Raw genomic sequence first — 16,537 nt, 5'->3', positions numbered from 1 at the left:
GATCGGTGGAATCGCAATCCATTTTCGACGCTAAACCTTTTCTCAAACAACTCACCACGCATCCCGGCGTCTATCGCATGATGGACGCCCGCGGTGAGGTGTTGTACGTCGGCAAGGCGCGCAATCTGAAAAACCGCGTCAGCAGCTACTTCCGCAACACCGGCGTCAGCATCAAGACCCGCGCGCTGGTGGAGAAAATCGCCGACATTGAAATTACCATCACCCACAGCGAAACCGAAGCGCTGCTGCTTGAACAGAACCTGATCAAGACGCTGAAGCCGCCCTACAACATTCTGCTGCGGGACGATAAATCCTACCCCTATATCTATCTGTCGTCCGACTCGGACTACCCTTCGTTGACCTTCCGCCGGGTACGCCAGAAAAAGTCTGGCAAGGGCCGCTTTTTCGGTCCTTACACCAGCGCCGCCGCCGTGCGCGAAAGTCTGGCGCTGCTGCAGAAGATTTTCCGCATCCGCCAGTGCGAAGACAGTTTTTTCAGCAATCGCTCCCGTCCCTGCCTGCAACATCAGATCGGGCGTTGCAGCGCGCCCTGTGTGGGGTTGATCGACTCGCAGAGCTATGCGGAGGATATGTCCCACGCCACCATGTTCCTGGAGGGGCGCAACCCGGAAATCATCAACGAGACCATCCAGCAGATGGAAGCCGCCTCGATGCAGTTGGATTTTGAGCGGGCGGCGGTGCTGCGCGATCAGGTGGACTATCTGCGTCGGGTGCAGGAGCAGCAGGCGATTGAAGGCGTGGCGCGCGACATCGACGCCTTCGCACTCTCTTCATCACTGGAGCTGGTGGTGGTGCACGGACTGTTTATTCGCGCCGGCCGCGTGGTCGGCAGCAAGTCCTTTTATTTGTCGGAGAGACTGGAGAGCGATGACGGCGATTTATTGTCCTCCTTCCTCAATCAGTACTACTTCGGCGAGCACGCAATTTACGGTTTGCCTCAGGAAATCACCACCTCTGTCGCCCTGACGGACAAGGACGCGCTCAAAGCCGCCTTTAAAGAAGTCTTCAATCGCAACGTGCGGATCGAGCACAATGTGCGCAGCAACCGGGCGGAGTGGCTGCATCTGGCGCAAACCAACGCCAATCAGGCGCTGAGCACGCGCATGCAGTCGCAGGACGCGCAATTGCAGCGCTGGCAGTCATTCTGCGACGCGCTGAGCCTGGAAGCCTCCGTGAAGCGGGTGGAATGTTTTGACGTCAGCCATACCTTCGGCGAGGCGACCGTCGCGTCCTGCGTAGTGTTCGGACCGGAAGGGGCGATCAAGGATCTGTACCGCCGTTACAATATCAAGGATGTGCCCGCCGGCGACGATTATCACGCCATGGAGCAGGCGCTGACGCGGCGCTACAGCAAGCTGAAAGACAGCGATGTCGGTCTACCCGACATCATTCTGATCGACGGCGGCAAGGGGCAGCTCGGTATCGCGCACCAGGTCTTTGACGAGCTGCAAATCACCGGCGTCACGCTGATTGGCGTCGCCAAAGGCGTAACGCGGAAACCCGGCATGGAAACCTTGTTCATTTCCGCGGATAATTCGATCCTGAATCTGCCGGGCGACTCCACCGCTCTGCATCTGATTCAGCAGATCAGGGATGAGGCTCACCGGTTTGCGATCACTGGACACCGGAACCAGCGCAATAAAAAGCGAACGCAATCGGTTTTGGACGCCGTGCCCGGCATTGGTCCCAAACGCAGACGGGACCTGCTCAACTATTTCGGCAGCGTGCGCAATATAGAACGAGCCAGCCTCGAGGAAATCAAGCGCGTGCCTGGCATTAGTGAAGTGATAGCTCAAACAATTTATGCAGCCTTCCATGAATAAACGCTCAAAAAAGTCGGTTTTTCTCAATTTCCCCAACATCCTGACCTTGGGCAGACTTGTCCTGATCCCCGTCATTGTCGTGATTTATTACCTTCCCTTTCAGGGCAATTACGTGGTGGCGGCGGCGATTTTCGCCCTGGCGGCGGCGACGGACTGGCTGGACGGCTATCTGGCCCGACGCTGGAACCAGATGACGCCCTTCGGCGCGTTTCTCGACCCGGTGGCGGACAAAGTCATCGTGGCGGTGGCGCTGGCCATGCTGGTGGAGGCTCATCACAACCTGGCCCTTACCGCTCCCGCCATTGTCATCATTGGACGGGAAATCGTCATTTCCGCCTTACGGGAATGGATGGCGGAAATGGGCAAACGCGCCAGTATCGCCGTGAACTTCATCGGCAAAGTCAAAACCAGCTGTCAGATGCTCGCCATCACCGCCCTGCTCGCATTTCCGCCGGGAATGAAAGAAGCCTGGGCTGGCTTGGCGTTGCTCTATATCGCCGCCCTGCTCACGCTCTGGTCCATGTTCGTTTATCTGCGGGCGGCCTGGCCGGAACTGACCCGGGATTCCTGATTCCTCATCCTGTCCGGAGGTCTGTTCGCCCCCTTGCGCCAGACCTCCGCGACGCTCTGAACGTTACCCGCTGGTTACCTGATCATCGCTCCCTCTGCACAAAGAAACACCTGACCGCAAAACCGCAACAGGCCGATAACAAAGCGCCTGGTCGCCAATCTGATGTAACAAAAAACTCCCCTGGAAAACTGGCGAAACCTCACTATTTGACCAAGACTAGAGATAAGGGTGTAGAGGTGCGCAAATATGAAGGACGCGATAAGCAAACTAAAACCCGCCAAAGCCAAGGCGGTAATCGACAGTTTCGAAAACTCATGGATGATCTGGGAGATGGTCAGGGAGGCCAAAGCTCACGGTAGATGCGAACGTAAAATAGTCGTCGACCGCGATTTTTCCCCTCTTGAACTTGAACAGGCGTTTCGTTGTCTGGGCCTGAGTTTCGGTTCTTTCGTGGACAAAAAAGTGGATATGGCCGAGTGGTTTCTATGGCTAGTCTGCCCCGAAACCATCGTTTCCTACGCGGAGCCGGACCCGCCTTACTGAAGCGTCTGACGACGCTCCATGTAACATCGAAACCTTAGCTTAACTGGATTTGACGTCGCTGACGGCGAAAGGTCGCAGCGCCTGCTGGATATCCTGGTACAGCCCAGGCAACCACGCCGGCGCGTTCTGAGGCGGAGCCAAAGTACGCAGCCGGAAGTCCTGTGGCGCGATGATCACATCAATATTGCTTGCCCCCACTCGATTAGCCAGGATAAACAAATCCTCCACCGCCGGGTCGCCCATCGCCAGACATCCCACGGATGACGCCTTGCCATGAATGAAAATATCCCCGCCCGGCGACGTACGCCCTTCCGCCCTGGCGTGTTCAAGATCAAACGGGTTGGGATAGTTCAGCTTCATGGAGAGGTGGAAACTGCTGTTGGGATTGAAGCCTTCGATCCGATAAAAGCCCTCCGGCACCTGTCGGTCGCCTTCGCGTAACTTGGGACCGGCGACGCCGCTGGCGGCCTGAATGGGATAGGCGCTGACCAGAACCTGGGCGCCATCCTGCTCCGCCCATAACTCCAATCGTTTCTCCTCTTTAAACGCCAGCAGGGTTATGTGTTGCGGCGGATACGCCACGCCCGCCTTGGCGAATGCGGCCTGCAAGCCGGGCTCCACCACTGGGCCGATATTACGCACCACGTCATCCAGCGTGCGTCTTCCTTTCAAATCCAGGTACAGAGGAACCCAGATTGAGCGCCCAAACTTATAAAAACAGGTCAGGGCCAATGTCGCCGCCAGCGATACGCCCACCATGACAAACTTGAACTTCTTCGACATACCGCTCTCTTCCGCTCGTCGCCCTATCGGACGCCAACATGATCTTTAAGCCGCCTGATCATAATGACTCGCATCATCCGCCTCAACTCATTCATCTCATTCTTCCGGCCTCAACTTTATGCGCGTCGTTAACGCCGAAAACTCCTCCGCACTGCTATATTCAAAGTGAGGGGCAGTCGCGTTTTCTGAAGTCTGATCAAACAGCGGCTGTCGCGCCGGATCTGAGTGGCGACAAGCTGCGCTGCGTCAACGCGGCGCAAACCTCTATCGATAATGATGAGTACTGAATCAGTGAGTTAATGGACAGCACATGAGCAATACTGATCCTCAACCACCACAGAAGCTGCCTTTGAACTGGGTTGTATGGACCCTGGCGGTCGCTTTGATGCTTTATTACCTGCCTTCCATGCGCGACCGTCCGGAGCCCGCTGTTAAACTTCCCTACAGCGAATTCAAGATGCTGTTGCGGGAAGGGCAAATTGGCAGCGTCACCCTCCGCGGCAGCGAACTTGACGGCAAATTCATCACCCCACGCATGTTTCCAGAGCAGCGGCGGCAATACTCCCGCTTTCTGACCCAACTGCCGGATTTCGGCAATGAGGCCATATTGGCGGAGCTGGAGGAGCAGAATATTCCACTGGAAGTGAAAGAGGGTCACGACGCCAGCAGCTCCAAGGTGATTTTGCTGTCCTACCTGCCCTGGATCATGTTCATGATCATTCTGTTCTGGCTGTCCCGGCGCACCCTCCGCAACTTTTCCGGCCGGGGCGGCGCCTTCGATTTCGACAAGCGGCTGGAGACCCAGTTTGTCTGCCAGAAGCCGGACACCACGTTCGATGAGGTCGCCGGACAAACTAACGCCAAACGGGAAGTACAGGAACTGGTGGAATACCTGCGCGATCCGGACCGCTTCCACCGCGTCGGCGCCTTGGCCCCACGAGGCGTCTTGTTGATGGGGCCGCCCGGCACCGGTAAAACGCTGCTGGCCAGAGCCCTGGCCGGAGAAGCGGGCGTCAATTTCTATCCCATGTCCGCCTCTGAATTTATTGAAGTCTTCGTCGGCGTCGGCGCGTCGCGGGTGCGCCAGTTATTCAAAACCGCCAAAGAGACCGCCCCCAGCATCATTTTCATTGATGAGCTCGACAGCGTCGGCCGCACCCGGGGCGCAGGCTATGGCGGCGGCCATGATGAAAGGGAGCAGACCCTGAACCAGATTCTCGCGGAGATGGATGGTTTCGCCGGGCACGACGCCGTCATCGTATTGGCAGCCACCAATCGCCCGGACGTACTGGACCCGGCGCTGATGCGCCCCGGTCGCTTTGACCGTCACGTCACCCTGGATTTGCCGGATCAGGAAGGCCGCGTCGCGATTCTCAAGGTTCACGCCAAACGCATTCCTCTGGCGGACGACGTCAATCTCCCCCAGATCGCAGCGGGGACGCCAGGGTTCTCCGGCGCAGATCTGAAAAACCTGATCAACGAAGCCGCCATTCAGGCTGCGCGGGAAAATCGGGATCATGTACACAGTCTGGATTTCGATATCGCCCGGGATAAGATCATTATGGGCGCGGAGCGCACTCTGATCATTCCGCCGGATGAGAAGCATCGTCTCGCCGTACATGAGTCAGGGCACACCTTGGTGGCCTATTATCTGCCCAATACCGATCCGCTGTACAAAGTCTCCATTGTCCCCCACGGACGCAGTTTGGGCGGCACCCATCAAATGCCCTTGCAGGAGCGGCATACTTACCCGGAAGAGTATCTGCGCGACAAGCTCGCTGTGATGCTGGCGGGGCGCATCGCCGAGCGTGAGTTGCTGGGCAGCGTCAGCACCGGCGCTGACGATGACATTCATCAGGCGACGGGGCTCGCCCGCGCCATGGTCAGTCGTTGGGGCATGTCGAAAGAGGTGGGGCCAGTGGATCTGCGCGACAGCGAAGAACATCCTTTCCTCGGCCGCGAAATGGCCCAGCCGCACCACCACAGCGAGTTCTCAGCGGAAATCATCGACAAGGCCGTGCGCGAGCTGCTGGTGTCCTCGGAAACCATCGCGGCCGAGCTGATTCGCACGCACCGGGAAAGGCTGGACAAACTGGTGTCATTGCTGGAGCGCTCAGAGACGCTGCACAAGGCGCAGATAGACGAATGCCTGCAAACCGGGGCGTCGTAACGCCCCGAGTGGGACCGCTGGCGAGAATTCGCCAGGGAACCGCTGAAAAACTACCTGCGGCGGCGCCAATGTTGTTCAGAGGTGCGCTAGTCGCCTTTGATTTCCACTTCCCTGCCTTTCACCGTGACTTCGCCGGCCTTGGGCACTTTCAACGTTAATACGCCGTTCTTGAAGTTGGCGTACAAACGCTCGCCATCGGCGTTGTCCGGCAAAGTGAGGATACGCATAAAGCTGCCGTAGCTGCGCTCCACGCAGTGATAATCCTCTCTTTTTTCTTCCGACTCATGCTTCTTTTCGCCGCTGATGGTCAGCCGTTGGCCGTCCAGACTGACTTTTACGTCGTCTTTGGAGACGCCCGGCAGCTCGACGCTGATGCTGTAGAACTCCTTGCCTTCGGAAATATCCAGATTGGGCTTCAGCAAGCCCGCCCACTCCCTGCCCAGGCCAAATTCCGGCAGTTCGGGATATTTAAAGGAGTGCAGCATGTCATCGAAAAGGCGATCCATTTCCTGGCGGAACCTCGCCATGGGATAGTTACTGGATTGACGTGAACTGACAGGGACTTCGCTCGCTGTTTTACCTTCCTGGTGCAGCCAGTTCCAGGGAGACCATTTCTTCAGGTTCATATCGACCTCCTCGCTTTTCTTTCCATGGATAAATGCGTCGCCGACGCGCCGTCAAATGCGGGCGTCGACTCAGACACAGTGTAACGCTGCGAGGTGTTCTGGGGTGCTGAAGGCAGGTTGAATCTTGATGGAGATCAACTGGTTTTTAGTCGATTAATCACTATCAAATCCCGCGCTGAGCGCAATCTTTTATAACGTCCCAGTAAGAAAAAATGCCACTTCCATCAAAGCATTAAAGCCCTCCCGCAGAACGGGCGTCTACGGGAGAACGATTATCTTCATTTATACGAAGGTGTCCGCCACCAACGTCGGCTTGGCGGGATCAAAACGTACGACGCCAGTATGGGCGTCCATGGCGGTGGCGTGGCTGACGACCACCCAACCACTGTTGCGGTAGTACAGAAAGTTAAACGCCACAGGAAGATTAAGGCCAGGCAGATTGTCATTGCCATACTGACTGAAATCGAAGACCGAAATGACGCTGGGCGTCACGGCGCTGATCAGGTTATTGACGCCGACATTGCCGGGATGCTGGTGGTGATAGACGCGAAAGTAAGCGCCGCCAAGAGGCGATTCGGTAATGAAGAAGGCGCAACCGTTCATCGCTGCGGTAAACACGAATCGATGCTGAGGATTATGCCTCGGCACATCGACAAATCCCGGCAGTCCCGCGCCGTTGACATAGGGACACCAGTAGCCGGTCAACGCGCTGTCATTCGCAGGGTGGTCGTGGATCACCGCAAATCTGGATTGACGTCGGCCGCCCACTGGCGTCGCGGCGGGCTGTAAATCGAAACTTCCCATTTTCGTGTACGGCAACAGGTCCACTGCGGCCCTTTCAGCCATGGATACGCCCTGCGGATTGTTATTGCGCCTTTGGATATGCTCATCGAACCAGCGATGATTGATCGTATTGTTGTTCAGAAACGCAATGGGATCGCTTATGAACTGGGTATTGCGGTTATCCACGTTACAACTCCTTGATATGGCTGAATATAAGCTCACTGCACAATACAAGCCCAAGCGCCTGGACGCCATCAAACCCGCCATTAAAAATTCATCATGTCGCCGTCATTTTCAGAGCGTCCGGTAAAGCGCCTACTCCAACAGCGCCATGTGATCTTTCACCGCCGCCGCAAGCCCGCCCTGAGTTTCATATCGCTCTTTCACGCACACCTCATACGCTCTACGCATTTGCGCCGCGCAACGATGCGCCGGCATACGTCCTTCGCCGGTTCCCAGACCGGGACATAAGAGAGAGCGAATCTGACGGCCGCCCGGTGCGTTCATTTGATTGTGACGAATCACCGCTTGCAGCACCGCCTTGAAAGCCAGATACGCATTAGCGGTATGCGAAACGTCCATAGGAACGCGCATGGTGGGAGCGGAAATGAGGAAAGGAATACTTTGATGATCGGTTTCAACAACAATCGCCTGCCCAACGGGGATCTCACCGAAAAACTCAGACTCCAGCGTCTGACGTACTTTCGCTTCCAGCTCCCAACCAAAGTGTTGACTGTATTTGAGATCCAGACCGCCGTCCATGTAACCGAAGCTGTTGGCGGGACTGACGATAGCGTCGGCGACCTGTTTCAGAATATCGCCATCGACGACTTCTACATTCGCCAGCCCATCAAACTGGCGTTTCCAGGCGTAAAACAGATCCAGACTGTACGCCACTAATTGAATGGTAAAAATGCAACCTCCTTTAGACGACCCAGTATGGGCCGCAAGGGGGTGGAATGTAGACGATCAGCCGCAACAAGTCACCACAGATTTCCACTCGGCATATTCTCCAGGTCCTTGGCGCGCTTCAGGTGCTCCAGCAAGGCGAACAGCTTCTTGTTAACCGCCTTCTCCAGCACCCAGCGTTGTCCGCCGTATAAAATCACCGGGCAACTGTCGGACCAGTCGTAGACATAACCGCAATGGGAACAGGCGTGAGGCCAACGCACATGGTAAATGGACTCGGGCATCTGGGTCAGATAGTCCCGCAACTCCGGGTGATCGTCAGTGGCCCGCAATACGCCCAGCCAGCACTTCTTACAGCGCCACTCTTCCAGCTCAGCTCTGATGGGTTTTCTCTTTCTCATGCAGAATACTGTATATAAATACAGCATCAAAGAAAAGCGCTTTTTACTTCCACTGCGCGCGCTCTATTGCAGAATGGCGATCGTATCCCGGCAACGGCGAATAATGTCGAGCTGCATCAGCCGGGCCAGACGCCCTTCGCTGTCGCGTATTTGTTTGCGAAGAAAAATCGGGGCCACCAACGAAATGAGCACACCGACCGAGGAAACCGCAGGAAAGATCAACGCGATTTTGTAGGCGGCGGTGTCGCCGGAAAAATGCTGCACGGATTCCGCCAGAGCCCAAGCCACCAGAAAGAACGCGAAAAAGCACAAAGGCAGCGCCCAGCGCGCGGTTTTGTCCCGCTTGATATCCTCTTTGATGGTTTGCGTGCGCTGATCAAACAGTTTGAGCAGGCTCTGCCAGATATCTCTGGCGATGGCCTCCGTGTTCACCCGGTTCTGCTGAATGGAGCCGACGCGAAATAACAGCGGACGCTCAGGTTTGACCTTTTCCAGCGCGTAGACATCCAAATATTCCAGTCGCCCGCTTTCCGGGCTCACCAGATCGATTTCGCCGACCGCCAGATTCAATCTGCAGATCACCTGCCCTTTTTGCACTGTTTGCCCAATCGCGGCGATGGGATAGATAGAGCGTACGCGTAACATATCAAGCAGCGTTACATCCGGCAGATGAACGGCTATCTCCATGAACTGGCCTCATTTATAAACCGCGCTGCGGCAGCGTTTCTTTAGTCAACGATTCAAATATAGCCCTATTCCTGGGTTCGGGCGAAAAGGTGATAGTATGACTCCGCCGGGCGTCCCGCCTCATTGTTCAGAGACATCATTATTATGCGCCTCAGAGACCTTAAAGGGCTTGGACCCAAGTCAGAAAAAGACCTCATCGCCATCGGCGTCGATACGCCGGAAAAGCTCAGGGAAATCGGTCCGGTCAGAACGTTTCTGAAGTTGAAGCAAGCCAGCGCCGCCAAACCCAGTCTTAACTTTTTATACGCCATGGTCGGCGCCGTGGAAGATCGCCACTGGATGGAAATCGCCAAGTCAGAAAAGACGCGGTTACTAATGGAGCTGGAGGGCTATCGGGAATTGGAGGAAGTACTGCGCGAGGAAGGATTGAATCTGGAGCAGGATTAACCGGGCGCAGCCACGGTTACTCAGTTAATAAAGCGATTACAACTACTGTTACCAAAGCCGCCACAGCTAATATAGATGAAGCATTGCGACCGAGTCAGAGTTAAAGCGCATCCATGCGCCTGAGAACTCATATGGCGACATGCTCGCCACGCAACTACCTTCATGCATAACCGGCCAGTTTGGAAATATCCGACGCATTGAGGCTGAATATGCGCCAGTTATCCTCGCACTTCGCGCCCTGGGAGCGATAGAACATCGCCGCCGGCTCGTTCGTGGTCAGGACATCCCAGCGAATCTTGCGCCCCCCTTCACGCAGACACTCCCGCGCCAGCGCCGCCATCAGTTTTCCGCCAAGCCCCAGGTAGCGATACTGTTGCTCGATAAACAGCTCCTTGACGTAGATCCAGAGCGTCAGGTCATAGGTGAACGGCAAGCTGTAATACACCAGCATGCCCACCGCCTGACCATCCGACTCCGCCACATAGACGCCGAAATCGCGATTGACGAATAAACGTCGCTCCAACTCCTCCAACGTGACGGCGAAGTCCTCAGCATAGCCTTCAAACTCGGCCAGTTGCCGCATCATGCTCAGCAGGCGCGGTCCGTCCTCCAGGCGCGCCGGACGGATGACGCAGGGATTGTCGCTAGGCATCCGCATCCGTCTCCAAAGTGAAGCCCTCATCAATCCACCCTGTCACGCCGCCGATCATTTTTTTGACCGGACGTTGCAGACTCGCCAATTTGATCGCCGCCTTCTCCGTCGCATTACAGTGCGGGCCGGCGCAGTACACCACAAATAAGGTATCCGCAGGATAGGCCGCCAGATTCTGCTCGTTCAGACGCGTATATGGCAGGCTGATGGAGCCGGCGATATGGCCTTTGCGATAGGCTTCATCGCCTCTCACGTCCAACAGTACAAAATCCTGACGCTTGTTGCTGATGGCGTGATGAACGTCCCAGCAGTCGGTTTCAAACTGCAACAACGCCTGAAAATGCGCCAAGGCGGTTTGGCTGTCTGCGGCGGGAATTCTGGATACAACAGATGACATAAGATTCTCCTTTGGGTTAGTGCGTGATCATTATTGGTTTTCCAATGTCAATCCGCCATTGGCTTGAAAGACATTGTTCGTTAATATCAAGCCAACCTCTATTAAAGAGACGAACAGGAGATAGTCGATGCATAACGTGGCCATTCTGGCGTTTGAAGACGTGGCGTTTTTTGAGTTGGGCTGCGCGGTGGAGCTGTTCGCACTGCCCCGTTCGGGCATCGAAGACTGGTATCAGTGCGATCTCGTCTCGTTCACTCCCGGACCGCTGACGACTACCTCCGGATTTCAGATCTGCGCCCGCCAGGTGGAGAATCTCGATGCCTTCAGCACCCTGGTCATCCCCAGTTGGCCTACCCAGCTCACTGACATTCCCGCCCCCATCGCCAACGCCGTCACGCGTTTCTACGAACAGGGCAAACGTGTGCTGTCTCTCTGCTCCGGGGCTTTTCTGCTGGCGGAACTAGGACTGTTCGAAGGGCGACAGGCGACCACCCATTGGCGCTACGGCGACAAGTTCAAAAGCCGCTATCCCGGTGTCGACTATGTGGATGACGTGCTGTATGTATACGATGGCGTGATCGGCTGTTCGGCGGGCAGTTCCGCTGCGATAGACCTCTGTCTGGAAGTGATTCGCGACGATTACGGTTATAAGGTCGCCAACCGTATGGCGCGGGGCATGGTATTGTCCGCCCACCGCAAAGGCGGCCAGGCGCAGTTCGCGGAAACGCCCGTGCCGGAAAACAACAGTCAGTTCCACAACGCCATTGATTGGGCGCTACGCAACCTGGATAAATCCATCGACATCAATCTGTTCGCCCAGAAAGCCAGCATGTCCCGCCGCACTTTCGACCGGAAATTTCGCGCCGACTTTAATATCACGCCGAAGGAGTGGCTAACCCATCAACGCCTGAATCTGGCCAAAGAGATTCTGGAAAATCAAAACTACAGCATCGAGAAAGTCGCCGCCCTCTCCGGGTTTGACAACGCCACCACCATGCGCCACCACTTCCGCAAAGAATTCGGCATCACGCCGACATTGCACAGGAAGAACTTTAGTCCGCTGGTGAATGGGGACATGGTCAGCGAGAGTGTTACGTAGTATTACCTAGAACGAACCCACATTTTCGGTAACCTTACGAATACGCTTACGCCCTTATCCGCCGTACTCTATTTAGACACCATTTTTCTGCTCGTACACGGATTTACCCAGAAACTCCGACGTTTTCTATGGGGAACCTTCGTTTTGATAAAAAATTTCATTTCTAAAGTAACGGTCGCCAACACGGAGCAGTTCGCCGCATTTACCCCTTCAGAGGAACGCACTCGGCTTAGCGCTTCTCTTTACATCATGTCAGGAAAAATCATCGAAGCAGCGGGGAGACATAACCAAATGTCCATCGCCAAAAAAGCAGTTGAGCTACATCGCTGGTATGGCATGGCTCTGAACAACGCCGATATCAGCGCCATGCAACAATTTATTGAGCGACAGATGGTGTCGAACGACTATCCTGAGGACAGTCTTTTCCGCAGGTGGGCCACTTACTACTACAAGCATTTCAATATCAACGAGCCCCAGGAAGACACTCCGCAAAGATAAAGGCTTGCGCAGCGAGGTCACTCCAGGGGGAATTGTCCCAGGAAACGTTTGAAGACATCCGCCACAAAGCCGGACGCCTCCAGTTTCTTGAGCGACTGGTCATAGCCGGCTTGCAGTCGCGCCATCTCCGGATGCACGGAAGCCTTCACGAATACGTTGTAGTAAGGGCGGCTGACCAGGGGCTTAGGCAGATAGGTGATGAGCTTATCCAGGCCTCTCTGGCGCAAGTCGTAAAGCGCCTCCTGGGTATTCATCGGCGCGGCTTCTATGCGCCGGTTCAACAGCATCTCCACCAGCAGGGTATGGCGACTCACCTTGACGATATTCAAATCAGAGTTCCAGAATTCCGGCGTATACGCCCACTCATTCACGGCGCCAATACGCAGGTTTTTAAGGTCTTCCAGCGTATTGAAAGTGATATAGGGCTGATTGTCCTTGAGAACAAAGAAGTGCCAGCTCAGGTCTTTATAGGCTGCCTGAGGATAGTTCAAATATTCGGCGCGCTCTTCTTTGAAAGAAAAGCTCATCACCATATCCACTCGGCCCTGATGGGCTTCGCGAATTATTCGGGCGCCGGACTCTATCAGTTGGAATTCATGCTCAATCGACAAGTCATTGAGAATAGCCCTGACGATCTCAACATCGATGCCCGTGAAAACGCCGTTTATCTCCATTCGATAACGTAGTTCAGGCGTCCCTACCACGATAAGCGGTTTCGCCCCCGCCCCCATCGCGAACGATAGCAGGATAATCACCGCAAATCCCCTGAACCACCTTAGGAATACCGCCATAAGACTCCTTCATTCAGAGAAGCATTGGTCTGTAAAGATAAGCTTAGACGGTCGGCGAAGAGGCGGCAATGAGCTTGGAGATGCGCCGCCGCTTAATTGAAAAAATAGTCGCCCACACTGATAAGCATCGGGCGACCTGTTGCGAGCCTGGCCTTAAAAATCATCCGGCATGGCGTTTTCCATCCAGTCTCGATCAATATCGGAGCCGTCCCACTTCGCAGCCACCTGATCGATCAACTCCTGAACCGTGCCGCCCTGAATATCAACATCCGTTCCCATACCGAAAAAAGAGTACAGCACGTCTTCATAGAAGTTTTCCGGGTCCACTTCATATTCATTCGGATCAAAGGCCAGAATCTCCTCATCGGACTTATCGTCATCATAGTTATCACGATAGATCTCCAGAATATGCTGGGTCGCTTTTTCTTTCAGCGTCATCCTCTCTCTCCTCTGTGGAAACGTATTTCAAAGTCATGATGGCAAGGTTCTGGCGTACGGGCAATTGCGCTGCTGGGCGCTCGAAATCGCAACGCCTTCCCAACAACCCAATAACAAGCGTCAGACGTGGCGCGTCTGTATAAAAATAACACTGATCATAAATTGTAAAAATTCCCGGAAGCCCTACGGAATAAAGGGAAGCCAGCGTTTTCCAAAGAGATATCCACAGGTTGTGTGGATATCCAAAGCCGCAAAACAGGTCAAATAGCAGGCAATATCGAAAAAGTTAACCGCCCCAGCGCGGAATTTGAACAGCAATTGGATAATCCCGTCGCCTTGAGCTATCTATTTCTATACTTACAGCAAAGAAAACAACTCGCTACTTTTCAACATGGACCGGCTATGAAAAAACTTTATTTGGCGTTAATCGGCCTCGTGATGATGTCAGGCTTAGCTAAAGCAGAGACTGTGGAACTCGTCACCTTGCAATACCCTCCTTATCAGTATCAGGAACAAGATGAAGTACAAGGTTTGGTGGTGAATATCGTCAATGAGGCCTTTCGCCGTGTGGGCATGGACACCAGCATCCGCCTGAACGCCTGGCCTCGTTCATTGGAGATGGTAAGAAGCGGACAGGCCGACGCCATTTTCACTGCGTACAAAACTCCCGAGCGTGAAGAATTCCTGTATTACTCCAACGTGGTATTAATGCCACAGGAAATCGTCCTGTTCGCCAAAAAAGACAGCAACATCAGCTTCAATGGCGACCTGACCGCCCTCGCCAACGTAAAAATCGGCGTGGTGCGCGACATCAGCTACGGCAGCACCTTCGACGAAGCCCGTAAAAATGGCATGTTCAAACAAATCTCCGAAACCACCAATCTGGAACAAAGCGTTAAAAAACTCGAATCCGGACGCATCGACCTGCTCATCAGCAACAAATACACCGCCCTGGCGATGTTCAAAAACCTCGGCTTCGCCGGCCAGTTCAAAGAACTCACCCCCTCCATCCAAAGCGTCCCCAGCTACATCGCCTTCTCAAAAAAGAAAGACCTCACCGACCTACGGGACAAATTTGACGCTGCGCTGAAAGAGATGATGTCGGACGGGAGTTATGACAAGTATTTAAGTGCTTATTCTGATTAGAGACGCCAATAAATTATTGATAGTTATGCGCTCAAGGCAATCCACTAAAAATTAGAGCACGTATTATCAGTAAAGCTATATGCGCCACTTTCAGTGCTGAACAGGAAGTCAAGGGTGATTTACTCCGTAGCTCCCCCCAAAGAACTCCCTAGCTACATTGTCCCCAGTGCTTTGTATCATGGCATTGCAGCACTTCGCACAGTCGGGTAGAGGATCGCTGGCAGGACAACGGGTTCTTATCCATTTCCTCCTTGGCAGGATGAAACATTCATAGAAGCGACTTCGTGTTGTATTACAGAATTTTGAGCACACTTTTTACCATTGAGGCGGGGGAATATTTGTTGTTCTCTCTGATTTCTTAATAGGCTCAGAATTGGATATAGTTAGGCTACTACCATTCGAGTTAAAAAACTTAGAGTGGAGCTCTTCTTCAAAATGGTTATGGTAACCAGGTGTATTTGCTGTCGATAAAATGATTTTTGCTAATGCCGTCAGTCCGGCTTTATCTCCCTCAATGAAAATTTCATTATTAGGCTCAACTGTTACTTTGAATACATCCCCTTCAGAAAATTCAATAACTGGAATACTATGCTCATCAAAATCAAGTTCTACAGTTACATTTATTTTCATATAATTGACACTCAGTAAATTCATTCAAAAATTTTTCATACTTCTCGAAAATACAATCCACCTCAGACAAAAAACAGTGTCACAAGGTTATTAACAAGCATATATTTTACAACACTTGAAAACTTGTTATTAATTTCAAAAATCCACTACCTACGGTAAAATGAATAACTGAAACATTATGGGTGCTGGCAGGTTCTTTCAATTTCGCGATCCGCTTTGAGTAAGAGCTTACACATCCACATTACACTTCAACTTAAGCAGTGAGTGTAACCAAAGTCGAAAATCGCTAAATGGACATATCTAAAATTTGTAGGGATGACCATATATCTGTATCGGGTTAATAGCAACAGGTTAAAATACTATATAGCGCCAAAAAACTCAGCTTCTAAGCTGTTACCCTTAAGCGCTCCGTAGAAACCGTTTAGAGATATTTTCACCCCCTTGGCAGTTGTCTCTTCCGCATACGATATCTCATTTCCAAAATCATTAAAAGCCAATCGAGGAATAAGCTTCCTACTATATGGCTGGACATCTTTTCCAGATGAAAAAAGCCTCAAAAAATCAATAAATGTCGCATCTGTTAGAAGATATCCAGAAGTACCACAGAAAATTTCAAACATTTTTAAAAAAAACATAACATAAGACTCTCCTTTCTCCTCCAAACACCAACCAAGGCTAGAAAAGTATCTATCTGAAATAAGAAAGATAAAATATAGTTCGCCACCATACTCTACGCTTCCAAGTTCAAATTCATACTCATCTTTTTGCCACGCGGATATAAGCTGCCTATTGCCACTAGAAAAAAAATCAACCAGTCCTGGAAAGTCAAAATCGTCTTCCATAAATGTTCCTTCAGGTTCTCCAGCCAGAATTTCTCCACCTTTAATATACTCAGTGCAGCTCCCACCATATTCTATGCCTAAATTATCCATATAATCTTTAAACAAAAAATAACCATTTCTGTTTCTTTCCGAAACTTTAAAGGAAAACTTCACATTTGATCCCATTAGTCTAACAGCCTCCCCATAAACTCCTCAGTGCTATTTGTTAAGTGATCCAGAATATACATTTCATAGCTTGGCAATTTAAATCTACCAGCAGCGCCAAATGAGGGCTTTAAAT

General features: G+C 52.9%; 20 protein-coding genes. 8 read left to right on the top strand and 12 right to left on the bottom strand.

The window, feature by feature from the left end:
• The first annotated feature begins 5 nt into the window (after positions 1-5).
• The 3 genes from uvrC (at position 6) to ONV78_RS24400 (ending at position 2,958) form a co-directional block, all read left to right on the top strand.
• Positions 6-1,844: an excinuclease ABC subunit UvrC gene (gene uvrC / locus ONV78_RS24410; RefSeq protein WP_279507058.1), complete on the top strand. Its 1,839-nt coding sequence runs from the start codon at positions 6-8 to the stop codon at positions 1,842-1,844.
• On the top strand, positions 1,837-2,415 hold the full coding sequence (gene pgsA / locus ONV78_RS24405) for a CDP-diacylglycerol--glycerol-3-phosphate 3-phosphatidyltransferase (protein WP_279507057.1): 579 nt from the start codon (positions 1,837-1,839) through the stop codon (positions 2,413-2,415). Before uvrC ends, pgsA begins: the two co-directional genes overlap by 8 nt.
• 246 nt (positions 2,416-2,661) lie before the next feature.
• Entirely contained in the window at positions 2,662-2,958 is a 297-nt protein-coding gene (locus ONV78_RS24400) for a hypothetical protein (RefSeq protein ID WP_011397826.1), read from the top strand.
• 39 nt (positions 2,959-2,997) lie between these two features.
• Here ONV78_RS24400 and ONV78_RS24395 read toward each other — a convergent pair whose 3' ends face one another.
• Positions 2,998-3,741: a L,D-transpeptidase family protein gene (locus ONV78_RS24395; RefSeq protein WP_279507056.1), complete on the bottom strand. Its 744-nt coding sequence runs from the start codon at positions 3,739-3,741 to the stop codon at positions 2,998-3,000.
• A gap of 310 nt (positions 3,742-4,051) precedes the next feature.
• On the opposite strand from ONV78_RS24395, the gene ftsH reads away from it, so the two are divergent.
• On the top strand, positions 4,052-5,911 hold the full coding sequence (gene ftsH / locus ONV78_RS24390; RefSeq protein WP_279507055.1) for an ATP-dependent zinc metalloprotease FtsH: 1,860 nt from the start codon (positions 4,052-4,054) through the stop codon (positions 5,909-5,911).
• Positions 5,912-5,997: 86 nt separating this feature from the next.
• Here the strand turns inward: ftsH and ONV78_RS24385 are convergent, their stop codons facing one another.
• From ONV78_RS24385 to ONV78_RS24365, 5 genes are all read right to left on the bottom strand, one after another.
• Complete coding sequence (locus ONV78_RS24385; protein ID WP_279507054.1) at positions 5,998-6,537, bottom strand: Hsp20/alpha crystallin family protein; 540 nt, start codon at positions 6,535-6,537, stop codon at positions 5,998-6,000.
• Positions 6,538-6,819: 282 nt separating this feature from the next.
• On the bottom strand, positions 6,820-7,506 hold the full coding sequence (locus ONV78_RS24380) for a hypothetical protein (protein ID WP_279507053.1): 687 nt from the start codon (positions 7,504-7,506) through the stop codon (positions 6,820-6,822).
• 129 nt (positions 7,507-7,635) lie between these two features.
• Positions 7,636-8,217, bottom strand: a complete 582-nt coding sequence (locus ONV78_RS24375) for a macro domain-containing protein (RefSeq protein ID WP_279507051.1) — start codon at positions 8,215-8,217, stop codon at positions 7,636-7,638.
• 86 nt (positions 8,218-8,303) lie between these two features.
• Positions 8,304-8,630: a hypothetical protein gene (locus ONV78_RS24370; protein WP_279507050.1), complete on the bottom strand. Its 327-nt coding sequence runs from the start codon at positions 8,628-8,630 to the stop codon at positions 8,304-8,306.
• A 63-nt stretch (positions 8,631-8,693) separates the two neighbouring features.
• Complete coding sequence (locus ONV78_RS24365) at positions 8,694-9,317, bottom strand: hypothetical protein (protein WP_279507049.1); 624 nt, start codon at positions 9,315-9,317, stop codon at positions 8,694-8,696.
• Between the two features lie 144 nt (positions 9,318-9,461).
• Between ONV78_RS24365 and ONV78_RS24360 the strand changes: the two genes are divergently transcribed.
• On the top strand, positions 9,462-9,764 hold the full coding sequence (locus ONV78_RS24360) for a TfoX/Sxy family protein (protein WP_279507048.1): 303 nt from the start codon (positions 9,462-9,464) through the stop codon (positions 9,762-9,764).
• Between the two features lie 160 nt (positions 9,765-9,924).
• On the opposite strand, the gene ONV78_RS24355 is transcribed toward ONV78_RS24360, so the two are convergent.
• Together ONV78_RS24355 and ONV78_RS24350 are read right to left on the bottom strand one after the other, a co-directional pair.
• Positions 9,925-10,416 (bottom strand): GNAT family N-acetyltransferase, encoded by a 492-nt coding sequence (locus tag ONV78_RS24355; protein ID WP_279507047.1) that lies wholly within the window; start codon positions 10,414-10,416, stop codon positions 9,925-9,927.
• Complete coding sequence (locus ONV78_RS24350; RefSeq protein WP_011397836.1) at positions 10,409-10,813, bottom strand: rhodanese-like domain-containing protein; 405 nt, start codon at positions 10,811-10,813, stop codon at positions 10,409-10,411. The genes ONV78_RS24355 and ONV78_RS24350 overlap by 8 nt, the downstream gene beginning before the upstream one ends.
• Before the next feature lie 127 nt (positions 10,814-10,940).
• On the opposite strand from ONV78_RS24350, the gene ONV78_RS24345 reads away from it, so the two are divergent.
• Together ONV78_RS24345 and ONV78_RS24340 are read left to right on the top strand one after the other, a co-directional pair.
• Positions 10,941-11,912, top strand: a complete 972-nt coding sequence (locus tag ONV78_RS24345; protein WP_279507045.1) for a helix-turn-helix domain-containing protein — start codon at positions 10,941-10,943, stop codon at positions 11,910-11,912.
• A gap of 144 nt (positions 11,913-12,056) precedes the next feature.
• Positions 12,057-12,410, top strand: coding sequence for a hypothetical protein (locus ONV78_RS24340; RefSeq protein ID WP_279507044.1), 354 nt, complete (start codon positions 12,057-12,059; stop codon positions 12,408-12,410).
• A 17-nt stretch (positions 12,411-12,427) separates the two neighbouring features.
• Here the strand turns inward: ONV78_RS24340 and ONV78_RS24335 are convergent, their stop codons facing one another.
• Both ONV78_RS24335 and ONV78_RS24330 read right to left on the bottom strand, forming a co-directional pair.
• Positions 12,428-13,201 carry an ABC transporter substrate-binding protein gene (locus tag ONV78_RS24335; protein ID WP_279507043.1) on the bottom strand — a complete coding sequence of 258 codons (774 nt, stop codon included), beginning with the start codon at positions 13,199-13,201 and terminating at the stop codon, positions 12,428-12,430.
• A gap of 153 nt (positions 13,202-13,354) precedes the next feature.
• On the bottom strand, positions 13,355-13,639 hold the full coding sequence (locus ONV78_RS24330) for a hypothetical protein (RefSeq protein ID WP_216740430.1): 285 nt from the start codon (positions 13,637-13,639) through the stop codon (positions 13,355-13,357).
• A 402-nt stretch (positions 13,640-14,041) separates the two neighbouring features.
• Between ONV78_RS24330 and ONV78_RS24325 the strand changes: the two genes are divergently transcribed.
• Complete coding sequence (locus ONV78_RS24325) at positions 14,042-14,785, top strand: transporter substrate-binding domain-containing protein (RefSeq protein WP_279507042.1); 744 nt, start codon at positions 14,042-14,044, stop codon at positions 14,783-14,785.
• 315 nt (positions 14,786-15,100) lie between these two features.
• Here the strand turns inward: ONV78_RS24325 and ONV78_RS24320 are convergent, their stop codons facing one another.
• Together ONV78_RS24320 and ONV78_RS24315 are read right to left on the bottom strand one after the other, a co-directional pair.
• A complete protein-coding gene (locus ONV78_RS24320; RefSeq protein ID WP_279507041.1) occupies positions 15,101-15,415 on the bottom strand; it encodes a hypothetical protein in 315 nt (104 codons plus the stop codon).
• 359 nt (positions 15,416-15,774) lie between these two features.
• A complete protein-coding gene (locus ONV78_RS24315; RefSeq protein ID WP_279507040.1) occupies positions 15,775-16,422 on the bottom strand; it encodes a hypothetical protein in 648 nt (215 codons plus the stop codon).
• Between the last annotated feature and the right edge of the window lie 115 nt (positions 16,423-16,537).

This window comes from Hahella sp. CR1, assembly GCF_029813005.1.
Classification (GTDB): domain Bacteria; phylum Pseudomonadota; class Gammaproteobacteria; order Pseudomonadales; family Oleiphilaceae; genus Hahella.
The sequence above is the reverse complement of the archived record's forward strand: the minus strand, read 5'-3'. Positions and strand labels throughout refer to the sequence as shown.